The following is a 16,314-nucleotide window of genomic DNA, read 5'->3' on the forward strand; positions in this document are numbered from 1 at the left end:
CCCCGGCTGCCTCTGGCCAGCCTGTCGCTCCTGTCCTTGGCGGCGGGGCTGGCCCTGTGCGAGGCCTGCGGGGTGGGGGGGCTCAAATGGCCCAACGACCTCCTAGCTCCCGATGGGCGCAAGCTGGCGGGGGTGCTGCTGGAGGCCCAGGTGAGCGGGGAGGAGGTGGCCTATGTGTTGCTGGGCATCGGCCTCAATGTGCACCGTGCGGCTGGGCTGCCCCCTGAGGCGGCGGCCCTCGAGGCCTTTACGGAAGCCTCGAGGGTGCAGGTGCTGGCCCGTCTGCTGGAGCGCCTGGAGGCCCGCTACCAGGAGCTTCACCGCCGCCCCCAGGCCGTGTTGCAGGCCTACAAGGCCAGAAGTTACACCCTGGGCCAGCCGGTCAGGGTGGCTACCCCGGAAGGCGAGGTGAGTGGCCGGGCCACCGACATCGCCGCAGACGGCTCGCTCTTGGTAGAGTGCTCGGGCCAAATACGCCGCATCGCCGCCGGAGAGGTGCAGTTGCTGGGGGTTTTGTAAAGGAGCTTGCTATGAATCCGACCCAAAGTTTGCCGTATCTTCCGCTCTCGAAGTCGCTGTTTCCGACCCGCAGTCTGGCCCGCGACCTGCTGCTGGTGCTGGGGGGCAGCCTTTTTTTAGCGCTGTTGTCGCAGGCGGTCATCCCCTTGCAACCGGTGCCCATCACCCTGCAAACCCTGGGGGTGCTGCTGGTAGGGGCGGCCCTGGGGAGCCGGCTGGGGGCGCTGGCGGTGGCGGCCTACCTGCTGGAAGGGCTGGTGCTGCCGGTTTTTGCCGGGGGGGCCACCTGGTTTCACCCCCGCATCGCCTTTACGGCGGGTTATCTGCTGGCCTTTCCGCTGGCGGCTTATCTGGTGGGCTATCTGGTCGAACGCTACGGCACCGACCGCAGCCCCCTCAAAACCTTCCTGGCCATGCTGCTGGCCAGCCTGCTCATTTATGCGGTAGGGGTGACCTGGCTGGGCTTTGCCCTCTTTGGGGCCGGGCGCTACAGCGGGGTCTGGGGCGTGCTGCAGGCCGGCATGCTGCCCTTCTTGCTAGGTGACCTGATTAAAGCGGCCATTGCCGCGGCCCTGCTCCCTACCGCCTGGCGGTGGGTTCGTCGCTAGGGGGGGGTGGCTCCTGCGGGGGGTTTTCTTTGGGGAGGCCCCTCGCAGCCCAGCGAATCACCCAGGGCATCAAAAGCCCATAGGCCGCCCCAGCCAGCAGGCCCAGCGGCAGGCCTACCAGCAGCGATGCCCAGAAGCCCAGCTGCTGGATTTGCGCGACGATGCTGAAAATCCAGACGATGCCGACCACCATTGCCACTTCCTGCCAGTGAACCCTCATGGCTGAACCTCGAGCCCGGGCCAATGCCCTCTTATACCAACTTCAGGCATACAGGTAACTTTCAGGGATAACAGGTTGGTGGTGTGGGGGTAGGGAGTGGGCCTCCAACAGCGCCCTGCCTCACCACTCCAACCGTTCGCAACCTGTTTGAGCAAAAATAGCACTGGGCGATGTGAAAGAGGTGTCTTTTCATCGCATGCTCGCACCTTCGGCCTCGAGCGGAAGACGAGGCCATTTTATCGTGCGGTGAAATAACGTTCCGGGTGGCTAGCTCGATTCGAAGCCATCTTCACCATGAGCACAAGACCCTAGACGGGGATACGCCTCTTATGGCATCCAGTTGCCGCCGCACACAATCACCGCCAGGCGCTCGGGCAGGTGGTAGTCCATCAGCACCGGCCCCAGGGCCAGCCCGGCGGTGGGCTCCACCACCTGCTTGAGGCGTTCCATCATCAGGCGCTGGGCTTGCAGGGTTACCTCGTCGGGCACGGTCAGGATGCGGTCCACATGGTTTTGCATGACCGGAAAGGTGTGCTCGCCGATGACCAGGGTGCGAACCCCGTCGGCTACCGTCTTGGGGGCCTGCATCAGCTTGACCCGCACGCCCACCTGAAGGCTTTGCTGGGCGTCGTTGGCGCCCTCGGGCTCGACCCCAATCACCTCACACTCGGGCCGCAGGGTTTTGATCACCGTGGCAATGCCGGAGATCAGGCCCCCGCCCCCCACCGCGACCAGCACGGCCTCCAGCTCGGGTACCTGCTCCAGAAGCTCCAGCGCCTGGGTGCCCTGTCCGGCCATGACCCGAACATCGTCGAAGGGGTGGATGAGTTCGTAGCCGGTTTCCAGGGCCAGCCTGCGCACCACCTCCTCGCGGTTTTCCACCGTTACCCCCTGGTCGTAGACCTCGGCGCCATAGGCGCGGGTGGCGGCTTTTTTGGTGGGGGAGGCATCGGCGGGCATGACCACCAGCGCCGGAACCCCCACCACCTGGGCAGCATAGGCCACCCCCTGGGCGTGGTTGCCCGAGGAGACCGCAATCAGGCCCTTGGGGTTTGGTAGTTGCAAGGCCGCGTTGAGCGCCCCTCGAGCCTTGAAACTGCCGGTTTTTTGCAGGTGCTCGGCCTTGAAGAAGAGCCTTTTGCCCAGTTTCCGGTCGAGCCCCTGGCTGGTGAAGACCGGGGTGCGGTGGATGTAGGGGGCAATGCGCCGGGCGGCGGCCTGGATGTGCTCGAGGGTCATCACGCCGCTATCTTAACCTGCGTAACGCAAAGTGCGTTATTTACGCCGGAAATTACCTCCCGGCAAAACCCTTGGGGCCTAGAGTGGGAGGCGTGAGACCGCTCGCTGAAGCCATCCCCACCTTGCAAGCGGGTGAGTTGCTGGTGGGGGCCATGAGCACGCCCTACGAGTACCTGAAGCTCTGGATATACCGCCACGAGGCGGGCTTCAACCTTTACCTGACCAGCATCGTGGACCCTGCCCGTATGCGTTCGGGCCTGCCTTTTCGCAACACGGTGGGCCGGAACCTGGCCTCGGTCTCGGAGGTGCTAGAGGCGATCCACCACCTCGATGCGGTGTACCGCGTGCACATCCCGGAGCTGTTGCAGCTGCCCGTGTGGGTACGGGAAGCCACCCCCGAGCTGATTGACCTGATCGAGCAACAGCTCAGCCGCATTACCAGCAGCACCAAGACCGGCGAGTTTGCCCCCGACGACCTCGAGGCCACCATCGTAAAAGTGGACGGAGAGGGCGTAATCTCCATTGACAACGAAGACGATGAGGAAGACTTCCGTCACCTGGTCTTGACCGACGCCTGAGCCTGCTCCACAATGCCCCTGGTGGAAGGCGTGCGGCTGGCGGTCAAAACCCTGGGGTGCAAGGTCAACCAGGTGGAGTCGGATGCTCTGGTGGGCCTGCTGCGGCCTTTGAACCCCCAGGTGGTGCCCCTCGAGGCCGGGGCCGACCTGGTGGTCATCAACACCTGCGCTGTGACCACCAGCGCCGAGGCCGACGCCCGCAAGGAGGTGCGCCGGGCCCGCCGGGCCAACCCCCAGGCCTTCATCGTGGTCACGGGCTGCTACGCCGAGCTGGCCCCTGAACAACTGGCCGAGCTGGGCGCCGATGCGGTCATTCCCAATCGCCGCAAGGCCGAGCTACCGGGCGTCATCTTGCAGCACTTTGGCCTGCCCCCCGACCCCCTGACCACCCCCCCCCAACGAGTTCTGGGGGGCGGGTGAACGGGGCCTTCTGAACAACTACGTGCGGGCCTTTGTGAAGGTGCAGGACGGCTGCAACGCGGGCTGCGCCTACTGCATCATCCCCCGCCTGCGCGGGCGGGAGCGCCACCGCGAGCACCAGAGCGCCCTGCAAGAGGCCGAGGCTTTGCTGGCCTCGGGCGTGCAGGAGATTGTGCTGACGGGCGTGCGGCTTGGCTCCTACCGGGGCCACCCCCAGGGAATTGCCGGGCTGGTGGAGGCGCTGGCCCGGCTGGGCGCCAAGGTGCGTCTCTCGTCCATCGAGCCCGAGGACACCGGCGAGGCGCTCCTCCAGGCGATACGGCGCTTTGCCCCCCAGGTGCGCCCCCACCTGCACCTGAGCCTGCAAACCGGCGCCGACCGGCTTTTAGCCCTGATGGGCCGCCGCTACACCAAGGCCTATTACCGCGACCTGGTCGAGCGGGCCTACGACCTGATTCCCGGCTTTGCCCTGACCACCGATGTAATCGCGGGCCTGCCCACCGAGACCGAGGCCGAGCACCAGGAAACCCTGGCCTTTCTGGAGGCGCTGCGGCCCAGCCGGGTGCATGTTTTTACCTATACCCCCCGCCCCAAGACCCGCGCGGCCTCGCTGCCGCAGGTGCCCATCGAAGTTCGCAAGCGCCGGAATCATGAGCTTGCGGCCCTGGCCCGCCGCCTGGCCGAGGAGCGGATGCACCCTATGCAGGGGCAGCGGGTCGAGGTGCTGGTGGAGAGCTTCCGGGGGGGGCTGGCCTACGGCCACACCCCGGACTACTACGAGGTCGAGTTGAGCGGGGCGGCTCGAGTGGGTCAGACCGTCTGGGTGCGGGTGGAGGGGGTGGAGGGCTACACCCTGAAAGGAAGGGTCGAGGCGGTCAAGGAAGAGCCCGCCCGATTGCTTCTGCCCGTGGGCTAAGTTTTGCGCCGGGTCTCCACCCAGTACCGCACCACAAAGCCCAAGCAGATGAACAGCGTGGCGAACTGGGCCAGGGTGGCTACCGGGCGCTCGAGGCTGCCCCCCGTGAGCAGGGTGATGAAGTCGGGCACGCTGCGCACCGAGCCCACCATGCCCAGCACCGCCAGCCCCAGGGCCAGGTTCAAAGCCAGCCGGGCCTGGGCCGGGCGCTTATCGGCCCAGATGCCCAGCAGGGCTATCAGAAGCCCCAGAAAACCCGGAATGAGGGCGGTGGGGGTGAGCTTGGAGCCCATCACCGCCAGGGTAGAGACCAGAATCAGGAACACCCCCGTCCAGAGGGCCCTGGCACTCAAACTGCCCATGCTGCACCTCCTAAACAGTTAGGCCAAACCATGCACGCATTTTCGTTCGCCGGGGCCGCCGACTCTATCTGCTGGGCTACGATAGGCCCATTTCGTATAGTAAGCGGCATGGAGAACCCCACCGTTTTCGGCAAAATCATCCGCCGCGAACTGCCCGCCGACATCGTGTACGAAGACCAGGAGTTCATTGCCTTCAAGGATATCCGCCCGCGTTCGAAGGTGCATATTCTGGTCTGCCCCAAGGAATACATCCCCACCCTGGCCGACTACCCCCAGACCGAGGAGGGGGCCTTGAAGCTGGGCAGGCTGATGCTCACCGCCAACAAAATCGCCAAGAACTTGGGTTTAGAAGGCTACTTCATCCGCATCCATGTGGGCGAGAAAGGCGGGCAGGAGGTTTTTCACGTGCACGTGCATCTGCGCTCGGACGCTTAGAGCGTTCCCCACGATGAGCCGGTACGGTAGCCAGGATGAGTGGACCAGCCGTTGAGCTCTTGCGGGATAACGGCTTTGCGGGCGGTGTGGATGGCCTGCCTCAGGGAGCCTTTGGTCCTTGTGCCATGAGAATGGATTTGACCTTTCCTCGCTTTGACCCAAGGCACGCCCGGAGTTGCCACCAGAACCTCGGTGACAAAGGTCTTGAAAGCAGCCTGAGCGGCGCCTCCCTCGAAGAGCAAAGAGGCTTGCACCTGGGTCAGGCGGATAGACTATAGTCGCCATATTCATGCCTCGGTTGCGAATCGTGCTTTCGATGGCCCGCTGGCCCCTGAGCGAACGGGCCTGGGGGCGGGTCGTGCCCAACTGGCTGCCCATCCCGTCCACCCCGCCTCAACCGTAGCCAGCCACCCCTGATACGCCTCCCTCAAAGCCCGGATTCGTGGATGGTCTTGCTCACCTGCGTGTGGGATGGATTCTTGCTAGCCTTTAGTCCTCCCAGCGTCGAACCCGCTCAGGGAGCCTGCGCCAGCGGCCCCGGCGAAACCGGGCCTCCAGTCGCCGCCAGCCATAAGCCAGGGCGCCCACCACACCGGCCCCTACCGCCAGCACCCACAAGGTGGTGAGGAGCCAGAGCACCACAAACAGGCCCACCGTTCCGGCCAGCACCAGTAAAAGCACCCCGAAAGGGCCCCGCGGAAGGTGAAGTTGAAAGTGTCTCATAAACCATAGGGTAGGGCAAAAGCCATGAGGCAAATGATGAGACTGCGGCGATTGGGCCGGAAGAGGACCGCATGCTTTGCATGCCGCCAAGCCTGGTTGTCCGGCGAAACCCCGTGGCCGGTTCCAGAAACCATTCATAAATCGAGCCTGGCAGCGGGTGCCGCCCCCTCTTCCCCAAGGGGGAGGGGGGAGATGAAAGATGATGAAAGCCTGACCGTGTGATTTTTGGCCGCATATTCCCGCGGGGTGGCCTATAATGCGCCTTGTATGCCAGGTTCCGACAGCCTCCCGATGGTGTTTGCAGCGGCCCTGACCGACCCTGGCCGCAAGCGGGCCCTGAACGAGGATGCGGTGAACCAACTGGTAACCCCCTACGGCGGCATTTTTATCGTAGCCGACGGAATGGGGGGGCATCGAACCGGCGAGGTGGCCTCACAGATGGCGGTGAGCCAGATTGTGGAGATGCTCAAGCGCAGCGAACCCTCGCCCCAGGGGTTGCTCGATGCCTACGAAGCGGCCAACGAGGCCATCTACCTGGCCGGGCAGAAGCCCGAATCGCGCGGGATGGGCACGACCTGCACGGCCTTGTGGCTCGACCTGCCCTATGCCCTGATTGCCCATGTCGGCGACTCCAGGGCCTACCTGCTGCGCGATGGGGAACTGACCCAGCTAACCCAGGATCACTCCTGGGTGGCCGACCGGGTGCGCCAGGGCCTGCTCACCGAGGACGAAGCCCGCAACCATCGCTGGCGCAACGTAATTACCAACGCCCTGGGCTCTTTCCCAAACGCTCGAGTAGACCTGGTCGGTCTTAAGGTGCGGCCTGGCGACGTGTTCTTGCTCTGCTCGGACGGCCTTAGCGGGGTGCTGGAAGATAAGGTGCTTTCCGAGATGATCCTCACCAACCCCCCCGAACCGGCGGTGGCCAAGCTGATCAAGCTGGCCAACGACTGGGGCGGCCCCGACAACATCAGCGCGGTGGTGGTCACGATTGGCAGTCAGGTGGCCGAGAACCCCAAACCCTACGCCCTGCCGCTCGAGGCCAACAACGGAAAGCCGGTACACCTGCAAAGCGGTACTGACCCCGAGGTACTCACCACCCAGGTGGCCGAGCCCCCCAAAAAACCCACCTTCTGGCAGCGCTGGGGCAGTGTAATTCTGCTTTTGCTGTGGTTCGGTCTGCTGGGTTTTGTGCTGTTTAGTCAGCTCGGCGGGGGTGCGACCCCTTAGGTAGATTCCACCTATACCCGCCGTTGCATCCATCGCGCCACAACCGGGACATTCTTCTGCCAACCCTTCTTCTACAATCGGAGGCCAGGGAGTGGATATGCCAATCCAGTGGAGCGAGCAGTACGAGGTCGGCGATACCCGAACCGACCGTCAGCATCAAAACCTGTTCGAGTACGTCAATCGAATCGAGCGACTCATCGAGCAGGGCCAAAGCGGGAAGTTGGATCGGCGCGAGGTGGAGGATGTTTTTGTTTTTCTGGATGCCTATGTGAACACGCACTTTGCCTACGAGGAGCTCTGCATGGCTTTGCGTGGCTGCAAAATGGCGCAGAAAAACAAAGAGGCCCACAACAAGTTTTTGCAGCTCTGGGCAAACTTCAATCAGGAGCACAAGCCCGAGAGCGTCTCGGTGGCCGCCCTCGAGGGCTTGCATGCTTTACTGGCCGACTGGCTTACCCAGCACATCTGCAAAATTGACACCGCCTTGCGCAATACCGCCTAGTACGAGCGCTGAACAACCCGAAGGCCCTGGCCCTCGAGCCAGCCCACCAGCCAGACCACCGCAGCCCGCACCCCCGCCGTGCTGAGGGGAGCGCCAAAACGCGAGAGGCCCACATACAACCCATGGGCGCTGGGGCGGGCCTCCAGGAGTACGTCCTGCACCAGGTCTTCCTCCTCGATGTGGGTGTGAAAAAAGTAGCCGCCTTCGGGGGTGAGTGCACGGGTGGCCTCGAGCAGCACTGCAGTGCCGCCCTCAAAACGAACCACGGTTTTCTCGAAGCGGTTGAGTTCGGGTAGTGTACCGGACATCAGGGCATGGGGCATGGGATACCTCGGGAGGGGGGGCCAGGGGGTGGGGTCTTCGGCAATCTTTCGAAAAACCGCATGAAAAAAAGTGCGGCCCTGCTCTTTCCACTTCAGGGCATACTTGGTGCTCAGGTGATGCTCGGGTGGGGGCGGGGTCTCGACCTCGAATACCCCGCTGGCCCGGCCCTCAGCCTGGGCAAACTGCCAGTATTCTGCGTGGTCGGTGGTGAGCAATAGCTCGCCTCCCGGGGCCAGCCGGGTCGAGAGCCGCCGGAAAAAAGCCCGTTGCAACAGGCGGTTTTCTTCGTGCTTGGCTTTGGGCCAGGGGTCGGGGAAGTTGACGTAAACCCGCCGCAGGCTTTGCGGGGCCACCAGGTTGCGCAGGGCAAACAGGGCCTCGCCGTGGTAAACCCGCACATTGCCAATCCCCTCCCGCCGAAAGCGCTTCAGGGCCCTCGCCACCGAACCCGCCGAAATTTCCACCCCCAGAATCTGCCATTCGGGGTGCATGCGGGCAATCTGGGCGGTAAAGCGCCCGTCGCCAAAACCCACCTCGAGGAGCTGGGGCGCGCTGGGTAGGGGGAAGTCGGTCTCGCCAACACGAATCAACACGAAAGGCCATTATACGGTCAGGTTCAACTGTCCGTAGCCCAAAACCTTCGGGGCAATCTTGGTACCCTGTGGCAGTTTTTTGCCCCTCGACCTGGGTGGTAGACTTTAGCCAACTATGGTTGATGTGGGTCTCGAGCAAGCCTTCGCCAAAGTGCGGGCCTTCCTGGAGGGCGATTTTGAACACCCTGGCCTGACCCTCTACGACCTGCAAAACCTGGTCGGTTACAGCAGTCGCGTCAAAACCGACGGCCCCCTTTCCTATACCCTGCCGCCTGAGCCGGCGCTCAGTGGGGTGGCCGCGGTACGGCTTTATTACTATCCCAAAGACCCCGAGGTCAACCTAATTGTCGAAATAGAGGACAAATCCCGCAAGCGCCACCTGCGCCACTTCAAGTGGAATGGCATCTCCTGGACCGCCCCCCGCGGCTTGAAGTCCGATCTGACCGCCACCCGCGAGGTGTTGCCTGCCATCGAGGAAGTGGGGGGCGACTTCTTCCTGGGCTATGCCACCGAAGAGGCCAAAGAACTGGCCGAGGCCATCCGGCGCGGTGAGGCGGCGGGGGCTAAGTATATGCTCTGCACCCGTGACAACACCCGCATCTTCTACGCCCCCACCAGCTCGCCTCCCACCGTTCCCTGTCCGCGCTGCGGCAACTCCAACATGATCTTCAAAACCCTTACGCTGGCCACCCCTGAAGACCGCATCGAAGCCATCCTGCGGGAGCAACGGGCCCTGCGAACCGCGCTGGAAGATTTGCTTTTGTACCTCAAGCGCAAGCTGGGGCCTTAGCCGACCCAAAGCGATAGCCCTTATAGCTCTTCACAGACCTGGCCACCCACGAAAACGAGAAGGGACAAAGAGACGCGCCTCACCTCGGTGAGGCACGCTGGTCTGCGTTGCATCTGGGCCGAGACGCATGTGTTCGAGTTTCCAGGCGGCCCCTGTTCGGTTCAGAACCAGGCTTTCTCGAACTCGAGTGGCTCACAATCTGTAGAGCACTCTAACTCAATCCCACGCCATCGCCGTTTGTCGCTGCCCCCTCATATCCAGGCGTACAAGCTGCTTCCAGGGATACCCAAGGTGAGGGTGGGTGGTGGGTCTTTAGCTACCCCAAAACACCAGCTCCGTGCCTGATCGCTCCGGTAGCAGTGTTCAAGCAAAGAGGGCATTCCCAACGATTGTTGCGATACTATAGTCTCTATGCGCCTTCAGCAGTTCCTGGCCCGCGCAGGCATTGCCAGCCGTCGCAAAGCAGAGGATTTGATTCGGTCTGGTCGTGTTTCTATCAACAACCAGGTGGCGGGTATTGGGGCAGTGGTGCGGACCGGCGACATTGTGCGACTCGACGGGGAACGGGTGCGGATGCCCCAGAAAAAGGTGGTCATTGCATTGCACAAACCCAAAGGCTACACCACCACCCACGAGGACGAACACGCCGAAAAACTGGTTTACGAGCTGGTACCCAAGCATCCAGGGCTGCACTCGGTGGGGCGGTTGGATAAAGACACCGAAGGCCTGTTGCTTCTTACGACCGATGGTCACCTGACCCAGCTACTCACCCATCCAAGCAACCAGGTGCCCAAGCTCTACCGGGCCTGGTGCAAGGGCGGCAGGGTCGGCAAAGAGGTGTGTCAACAACTGGTGCAGGGGGTGATGCTGGGGGATGGGCTGGCCAGGGCGCTGGCGGCTCAGCCCCTCAAGGATGGGGTCAAGCTGACCATGGCCGAAGGTCGTAAACGCGAAGTGCGGCGGATGTTGCGCAAGGTGGGGTACCCCGTGGAGCGGCTGGTACGGCTGGCAGTGGGGCCCATTGAACTAGGTGAACTCGAGGTCGGCCAGTGGCGCTACCTCACCCCAGAGGAAATCAAGCTGCTGTATGCCAGTGCCGGGCTGCCCAGGTTGGGCAAGGCTGCCCAGCCCCAGCAGCCCGCCGCGATCAGCGCTCAAGCCCCCGCCCGCAGGCAACACAAAACCAGTCCGGGCCGGAGCAATACCAAGCCCAAACCGCCCAAACCACCCCAGGCTCAAGCACGCGCCCCAAAGGGTGGCGTAGAATCGAGCAGTGAACGTCTTTCGACCCGGAAACGGCAAAGTACAACTCAGCGAGGCCCAAATCGCCGCACGCATCCGCGAACTGGGCGAGCAGATAAAACATGACCACGCCGAACAGGAGCCCCACCTGGTCTGTGTGCTGAACGGGGCCTTTATCTTCATGGCCGATCTGGTGCGGGCCATAGATATGCCGGTGACCATGGACTTTCTAGCGGTTTCATCCTATGGCAATGCCCAGCAATCCAGCGGCGAGGTGGAACTCCTGAAGGATTTGCGGATGCCCATCGCAGGGCGACAGGTGATTATCGTTGAAGATATTGTGGACACCGGCATCACCCTCAACTACCTGCTGCGCTTGCTGGAAGCCCGCCAACCGACCTCCCTCAAAGTCGCCGCATTGCTTTCTAAACCCTCACGGCGCAAGGTCGAAGTGCCCATCCATTACCTGGGCTTCGAGATCGAAGATGCCTTTGTGTACGGCTATGGCCTTGACCGGGGCCAGTTCGACCGCAACCTGCCATTCATCACCTCTCAAGCCTGAAGCAATAGCCTGGTCGGCTCCTGCTGATTGCGGTGGACGATGGTCAAACGCCGTGCGCGAAAAAGCCCCTTTTTGCTCTGGGACATCTTTCCTGACCCCAGACCCACCTTTGACCGGTGCGCTTCAGCCTCTAGGCCTGGCCCAAACAACCTCACCTGGGTTATTTCCACAAAACCATGAAAAGCTACCGTTACCTTGACCTGATCACGGCCCTGTTTGTGGTCGTGCTGATCGTTTCCAACATCGCCTCGACCAAAGTGGTGCTAGTAGGCCCTTTCACCTTCGATGGGGGCACGCTCTTGTTTCCCCTGGCCTACATTTTTGGCGACGTGCTCACCGAGGTGTACGGCTACAAAAAAAGCCGCCGGGTGATCTGGACAGGGTTCTTTATGCTGCTGCTCTCCACCCTTACCTTTGGCCTGGTCAACACCCTCCCAACGCCCACCGACGAGTTTAGCCAGAAGTCCGCCGAGGCTTTCGCCACGATTCTCGGTCTGGTGCCGCGCATTGTGCTGGCCAGCCTGGTGGCCTATTTTGTAGGTGAGTTCGTCAACAGCTACATCCTCGCTCGGCTCAAGGTGGCCACCAACGGACGCTGGCTGGCCCTGCGAACCATCGCTTCCACACTGGTAGGGCAGGGGCTTGACACCGCCCTGTTTCTGCTGCTGGCCTTTTACGGTGTTTGGGATAATAGCCTGCTCTGGACGGTATTCGTATCCAACTACGTTTTCAAGGTCGGTATCGAGGTGCTATTCACCCCTCTGACCTATACAGCGGTGGGGTTTCTAAAACGGGCTGAGCAGGAAGACTACTACGACCACCACACCAACTTCAACCCCTTCTCCGCTCGGTAAGAATGCCCTCAGAGCACCCTGCACATATGGTGAGCCAGTTGGCTTTGAGAAAGCTTTGTCCTGAACAGAACGGTGGCCGCCCAACCTGGCGGCCACGTCCGTGAAGCGCGCGATATGTGCGCTTTTGAATTGGCAGTTCAAACTCTTGTGGCTGCGACATCCAGCACCGCATCAATCACATCGGCCACATCCTGGTCGCTCAAACGGGGGCTGAGCGGCAGGCTCACCATGCGTTCATAGCTATCGAAAGCGACCGGGAAATCGTGGGGCTTATACCCGTATTTATCGCGGTAGTAGGGGTGAATGTGTATGGGAATGAAGTGAACCGAGGTTCCGATGTTGCGGGCTTTGAGTTCCTCTATGAACTGGTTTCTGGTCATATTCAGGCGCTCGGGCCACAAGCGCAGCACGTATAGGTGCCAGGCATGTTCCACTTCAGGCCGGGCTATTGGGGTTTGAAAGGCGTCCAGGCTGGCAAACTCGCGCTGGTAAGCAGCCACAATCGCCCTGCGGCGGCTTTGCATGGCCTCGAGCCTGCGAAGTTGCACCAGGCCCAGCGAAGCCTGAAGGTCGGTCATGTTGTACTTGAAGCCTGGAAAAACTACCTCGTAGTACCAGCTCCCCTCCTTTCCGTAGCGTTTCCAGGCCTCACGGTTCAGCCCATGTAAAGAAATAACCCGGCAGCGCTCCACAAACTCGGGGTCTCCGGTGAGCATGCCCCCTTCCGCGGTGGTGAGATTTTTGGTGGCATAAAAGCTAAAAGCCGCAGGATTGTTCCCAGAGCCGATGGGACGGCCTTTGTAGCGGGCTGCAACGGCATGGGCCGCGTCTTCGATGATGGGGATGCCCCTTGGTTCGGCCAGGGCCCGCAGCGCATCCAGGTCGGCAGGGTGCCCGCTGTGGTGTACCACCATGATGGCTTTGGTTCGCGGGGTGATGGCTTTTTCAACCAGCACCGGGTTCATGTTGAGTGTGTCCGGCTCTACGTCAACCAGCACCGGACGGGCCCCCACGTGTTCGATTACATTGACCGAGGCCGCAAACGTGAGGGTCGTGGTGATGACCTCGTCTCCTGGCCCGATGCCCAAAGCCACCAGGGCAGTGTGCAAGGCAGCCGTGCAGGAATTGACGGCCAGCGCAGCCGGCGCCTCTACATACTGACCGAACTCGGCCTCAAATCGTTTGGTTTTGGGCCCTGTGGTGATCCAGTCAGAACGCAAGGTATCCACTACTTCGGCAATTTCTTCGTCCCCAATGAGAGGTGGAGAAAATGGGAGAAAAGTGCTTCTCATAGGGCTAAGGTAGCACATCAAAGGTCGAAAGACGGTATTTTTTCCTATGTTACGTGACGTTAAGTAAAGATTGCGTGATTTGAAGGCAAATTTGAAACAAAACAGCTCCCGCAAAAGCCCAAAAGGGGTTCCATTCGTAACGCCGGGAAATCCGCTGCGAGGGTAGGGGACGGGGTGAGGTTAGGAAGGATTCCTCGCTGCGCCGGCGGTTTCGCTGCTGATTGGGCTTGAAGCCCTGGTTGTTGCGGCCCTGCGCGGGCGGGCCCAGCCTTCCGGCCAGCGCCCATCCTCTCAAGGGGATCTTTAGGGCCAGTTGGGGCCTGCTGCTTCCTGGTATATTCCGAGGAGCATCTGTAAATTCTGCTTGGCCGAATATCGGGTTTCGAACTCGAGGCGGGCCTGCTGGCGCATTTCTGCCAGCCTGTCGGGCTTGTTCCAAATCCACTTGGCCTTCTTTGCCAGGCTTTCTGCGTTGCCCACCTCAAAGAGCAAGCCGCATTCATCCTCCCTGATGACCTGGGGCATCGAGCCGTAGTTGCTCCCAATCACCGGCAGGCCTGTGGCGAAGGCCTCCACCAGCGTCATGGGAAATCCCTCGTAGGTGATGGAGGGGAAAACCAGAAAGGCGGCCTTTTGCATCAGCGGAAAAATCTCTTGGCGCGGCCTGCGACCCAGCCATTCCACCTGCGGCATGGACTTGACGGCCTCCGCCACAACCGCGCCCAGCGGGCCGTCGCCTGCGATTTTGAGGGGAATGTCCAGGTTTTTCCAGGCTTCCAGCAGCACACCGATGCCTTTTTCTGGCGAGAGCCGCCCCACAAACAAGGCGTAGCCCCCCTGCCCGTCCCCCGGGCCTGGGTCGGGGTGAACAAAATTGGGCTTCAGTTTGATTTTGTGGGGCTCGAGTCCGCCTTTCACAAAGACTGAATACTCGTAATCGGTCAGCACGATGAACCGGTCAATCTTGTCCTTCCAGGTGCGAAGCAATCGGTGCATGACCAGCATGGAAGCCACCACGCTCGAGGCAGCCCTGTTTCGATAACACGAATGCCACACCCCCGGCCAGGGAACACTTTTGCCCAAGCATTTTACGCACTCCTGCCCTTCGCGAAGCAAGGTGGCATTCAGGCATAAAAGGCGATAGTTATGCAAAGTCTGCACAATCGGGACGCCCTCTGCCTTTATGGCATGATAAATAGCAGGGGAGAGCAGGGGAAAAGTGTTGTGCACATGGGCTACATGCGGCTTGTGCTTCCTCACCAGCGAGCGAACTTGATTGTAGGCATGACCGTTCCAAAGCGTCACCTGGGCCAGCTTCAGCGGCCCCATGCTTGCAAGCTCATCGTTGTGGGCCAGATGTTCGATGACCTCCACGCCGGCCTCTTGCAGCATGGCCTTTTCTGCTTTGAATACCTGATCTTCACCGCCCGGCTGCTGGTAGTAGTTGTGAATCAGCAATACCCGAATACCCTTCATCAGACTAACCCTCCTATGCCTTCCAACCCGAAGACCCTGCGCAGTATAACGTTCCGGTTTCAAGAACCCATTCGGGAGTAAATTTAGCAATCTGCGTTAAGCCCGTGTCAGGAGGTTCCAATATCCATAGAGCCAGCCCGGAACCTTCAAGGTAAAGCGTTATTGTGGCCGGGGTTTTTTGGGGTCACCAGTCTGGCCAGGCCCTGCTTACAACAGTCCGAAAAAAGCTGGAGAACTGCTCAAACCCCCGCTCAGCTCGACCAGCGAGAGTGCAAGCAACTGAGGCTTTCTGACTGAAGTTCGACGCCCCGAGAAACGCCATTCCTGAAAGAAGCCAATGGGATCGAGCGCTCCGTGGACTATGGCGCCTAGTTCTGCCACAGATTCATTCACCACAGTAAAACGTGGCACCCGTAGCGATGAATCCCCCTCGAGCACCCCCCTCCAACAAACGCTCCCGGCATACAAAAAGCCGACCTCCTCTGCAATCCGGCACGTGGTCAGATCGAACGCCTTGCCGGGTACGCCAAAGGGGTAGGCCAGTGTTGGAACCGAGCAACCCAGCAAATCCTCCAGCATCTCTTTGCTTCGGAAAAGCTCCTCGCGTTGTTCAAACGGGGGTAAGGAAAGCAAATTTCGATGCGAGTGGGTGTGAGCGCCAATGCCCATGCCAGACAAGTAGAGTTCCTGGAGGGCATCCTTGTCTAAGAAGTCCTCCGAAGTGGCCTGGAAGGTGCGGGCAAAAATATCCAGAATTACCGGATCTCGCACCAAGAAGCCCGTTGAAATAAAAAAAGTGGCCTTCAGGCTGTATTTTTTTAGGAGTGGAACTGCGTACTCGAGGTTATCCAGGAAACCATCATCAAATACGATAGAAACGCGAGGCTTGACGGCGAAGTTGTCGTGAAGCACCTGCGTAAAATCCACCACTTCGCAGTGCTCGGCAATCCACTCAAGGTGTCGTTCAAAAACCTCGGTGGATGTCGAGTTGAAGAAGAGGTTTTTGGGTCTGACCGAATGGTAATTCAGTACGACCGTCCGCTTGGCCGGCGGCTTCCTGAAGGAACAAGCAATCTGGTGGCCCTGAAACAATGCCGTGCGAATGGCGGACAAAGGAAATCTGTATGGATTCATGCGACCTCCAAAGCTACAGCCTCATGCTACATGACATCTTTCTGACTCGATGTTTTTTTGCATCAATCGGCACCACACCTCTCGCAACTGGCTTCCCAACACGACAAAACCCTTGCGGTCCATGAAAATGGATTCGGCCCCGCCAATAAAGATGCCAGATGGAAAACCGGTCAACAGCACATGTCCGGGCTATTTCTGGAAGCGGCTGCCCCACCATCCCCAGGCCCCCAGGCGGCCCGTGCTTGAGGGATGCTACGCGTTGTTGAATTTTGATGCGCCCTGTATCCCTGCCATG

The 16,314-nt window shown here is 60.8% G+C and carries 18 protein-coding genes and 1 pseudogene; 11 read left to right on the forward strand and 8 right to left on the reverse strand.

Features of this window, described 5'->3' with window-relative positions; translation table 11 throughout:
* Together NZN28_RS10910 and NZN28_RS10915 are read left to right on the forward strand one after the other, a co-directional pair.
* Positions 1 to 519: biotin--[acetyl-CoA-carboxylase] ligase (locus NZN28_RS10910; RefSeq protein ID WP_295398109.1), on the forward strand; the 519-nt coding region annotated here is incomplete at its 5' end.
* 11 nt (positions 520 to 530) lie between these two features.
* Positions 531 to 1,127, forward strand: a complete 597-nt coding sequence (locus NZN28_RS10915) for a biotin transporter BioY (protein WP_295398111.1) — start codon at positions 531 to 533, stop codon at positions 1,125 to 1,127.
* Here the strand turns inward: NZN28_RS10915 and NZN28_RS10920 are convergent.
* Both NZN28_RS10920 and NZN28_RS10925 read right to left on the reverse strand, forming a co-directional pair.
* On the reverse strand, positions 1,099 to 1,347 hold the full coding sequence (locus NZN28_RS10920; RefSeq protein WP_295398113.1) for a hypothetical protein: 249 nt from the start codon (positions 1,345 to 1,347) through the stop codon (positions 1,099 to 1,101). The genes NZN28_RS10915 and NZN28_RS10920 overlap by 29 nt on opposite strands.
* A 327-nt stretch (positions 1,348 to 1,674) precedes the next feature.
* A complete protein-coding gene (locus NZN28_RS10925) occupies positions 1,675 to 2,589 on the reverse strand; it encodes a threonine/serine dehydratase (RefSeq protein WP_295398115.1) in 915 nt (304 codons plus the stop codon).
* 89 nt (positions 2,590 to 2,678) lie between these two features.
* Between NZN28_RS10925 and NZN28_RS10930 the strand changes: the two genes are divergently transcribed.
* Both NZN28_RS10930 and NZN28_RS10935 read left to right on the forward strand, forming a co-directional pair.
* Positions 2,679 to 3,164, forward strand: a complete 486-nt coding sequence (locus NZN28_RS10930) for a hypothetical protein (RefSeq protein ID WP_295398116.1) — start codon at positions 2,679 to 2,681, stop codon at positions 3,162 to 3,164.
* 30 nt (positions 3,165 to 3,194) lie between these two features.
* Positions 3,195 to 4,500 (forward strand): annotated as a pseudogene (locus tag NZN28_RS10935) (MiaB/RimO family radical SAM methylthiotransferase).
* Here NZN28_RS10935 and NZN28_RS10940 read toward each other — a convergent pair.
* Entirely contained in the window at positions 4,497 to 4,862 is a 366-nt protein-coding gene (locus tag NZN28_RS10940; protein ID WP_295398118.1) for a hypothetical protein, read from the reverse strand. The pseudogene NZN28_RS10935 and the gene NZN28_RS10940 overlap by 4 nt on opposite strands.
* 108 nt (positions 4,863 to 4,970) lie before the next feature.
* Between NZN28_RS10940 and NZN28_RS10945 the strand changes: the two genes are divergently transcribed.
* Positions 4,971 to 5,297 carry an HIT domain-containing protein gene (locus tag NZN28_RS10945; RefSeq protein ID WP_295398120.1) on the forward strand — a complete coding sequence of 109 codons (327 nt, stop codon included), beginning with the start codon at positions 4,971 to 4,973 and terminating at the stop codon, positions 5,295 to 5,297.
* A gap of 489 nt (positions 5,298 to 5,786) precedes the next feature.
* Here the strand turns inward: NZN28_RS10945 and NZN28_RS10950 are convergent, their stop codons facing one another.
* Entirely contained in the window at positions 5,787 to 6,020 is a 234-nt protein-coding gene (locus NZN28_RS10950; protein WP_295398122.1) for a hypothetical protein, read from the reverse strand.
* Between the two features lie 267 nt (positions 6,021 to 6,287).
* Here NZN28_RS10950 and NZN28_RS10955 point away from each other — a divergent pair, with 267 nt between their 5' ends.
* Positions 6,288 to 7,250, forward strand: a complete 963-nt coding sequence (locus tag NZN28_RS10955) for a Stp1/IreP family PP2C-type Ser/Thr phosphatase (RefSeq protein WP_295398124.1) — start codon at positions 6,288 to 6,290, stop codon at positions 7,248 to 7,250.
* Positions 7,251 to 7,347: 97 nt separating this feature from the next.
* Positions 7,348 to 7,752, forward strand: coding sequence for a hemerythrin family protein (locus tag NZN28_RS10960; protein WP_295398126.1), 405 nt, complete (start codon positions 7,348 to 7,350; stop codon positions 7,750 to 7,752).
* On the opposite strand, the gene trmB is transcribed toward NZN28_RS10960, so the two are convergent.
* Positions 7,749 to 8,669 carry a tRNA (guanosine(46)-N7)-methyltransferase TrmB gene (gene trmB / locus NZN28_RS10965; protein ID WP_295398128.1) on the reverse strand — a complete coding sequence of 307 codons (921 nt, stop codon included), beginning with the start codon at positions 8,667 to 8,669 and terminating at the stop codon, positions 7,749 to 7,751. The two genes, NZN28_RS10960 and trmB, sit on opposite strands and share 4 nt — an antisense overlap.
* Before the next feature lie 115 nt (positions 8,670 to 8,784).
* Here trmB and NZN28_RS10970 point away from each other — a divergent pair, with 115 nt between their 5' ends.
* The 4 genes from NZN28_RS10970 to NZN28_RS10985 all read left to right on the forward strand — a co-directional run bounded on the left by NZN28_RS10970 (position 8,785) and on the right by NZN28_RS10985 (position 12,117).
* Positions 8,785 to 9,459 (forward strand): hypothetical protein, encoded by a 675-nt coding sequence (locus NZN28_RS10970; RefSeq protein WP_295398131.1) that lies wholly within the window; start codon positions 8,785 to 8,787, stop codon positions 9,457 to 9,459.
* A 411-nt stretch (positions 9,460 to 9,870) separates the two neighbouring features.
* On the forward strand, positions 9,871 to 10,827 hold the full coding sequence (locus tag NZN28_RS10975; protein WP_295398133.1) for a pseudouridine synthase: 957 nt from the start codon (positions 9,871 to 9,873) through the stop codon (positions 10,825 to 10,827).
* Positions 10,733 to 11,263: a hypoxanthine phosphoribosyltransferase gene (hpt, locus tag NZN28_RS10980; RefSeq protein WP_295398135.1), complete on the forward strand. Its 531-nt coding sequence runs from the start codon at positions 10,733 to 10,735 to the stop codon at positions 11,261 to 11,263. Before NZN28_RS10975 ends, hpt begins: the two co-directional genes overlap by 95 nt.
* Positions 11,264 to 11,439: 176 nt before the next feature.
* Entirely contained in the window at positions 11,440 to 12,117 is a 678-nt protein-coding gene (locus NZN28_RS10985) for a queuosine precursor transporter (RefSeq protein ID WP_295398137.1), read from the forward strand.
* Positions 12,118 to 12,254: 137 nt separating this feature from the next.
* Here the strand turns inward: NZN28_RS10985 and NZN28_RS10990 are convergent, their stop codons facing one another.
* The 3 genes from NZN28_RS10990 to NZN28_RS11000 all read right to left on the reverse strand — a co-directional run bounded on the left by NZN28_RS10990 (position 12,255) and on the right by NZN28_RS11000 (position 16,019).
* Complete coding sequence (locus tag NZN28_RS10990; RefSeq protein ID WP_295398140.1) at positions 12,255 to 13,409, reverse strand: DegT/DnrJ/EryC1/StrS aminotransferase family protein; 1,155 nt, start codon at positions 13,407 to 13,409, stop codon at positions 12,255 to 12,257.
* Between the two features lie 303 nt (positions 13,410 to 13,712).
* Positions 13,713 to 14,885, reverse strand: coding sequence for a glycosyltransferase family 4 protein (locus NZN28_RS10995; RefSeq protein ID WP_295398143.1), 1,173 nt, complete (start codon positions 14,883 to 14,885; stop codon positions 13,713 to 13,715).
* A gap of 207 nt (positions 14,886 to 15,092) precedes the next feature.
* On the reverse strand, positions 15,093 to 16,019 hold the full coding sequence (locus NZN28_RS11000; protein WP_295398145.1) for a polysaccharide deacetylase family protein: 927 nt from the start codon (positions 16,017 to 16,019) through the stop codon (positions 15,093 to 15,095).
* Between the last annotated feature and the right edge of the window lie 295 nt (positions 16,020 to 16,314).

Origin of the sequence: Meiothermus sp. (assembly GCF_025056915.1) — a bacterium.
GTDB lineage: Bacteria > Deinococcota > Deinococci > Deinococcales > Thermaceae > Meiothermus.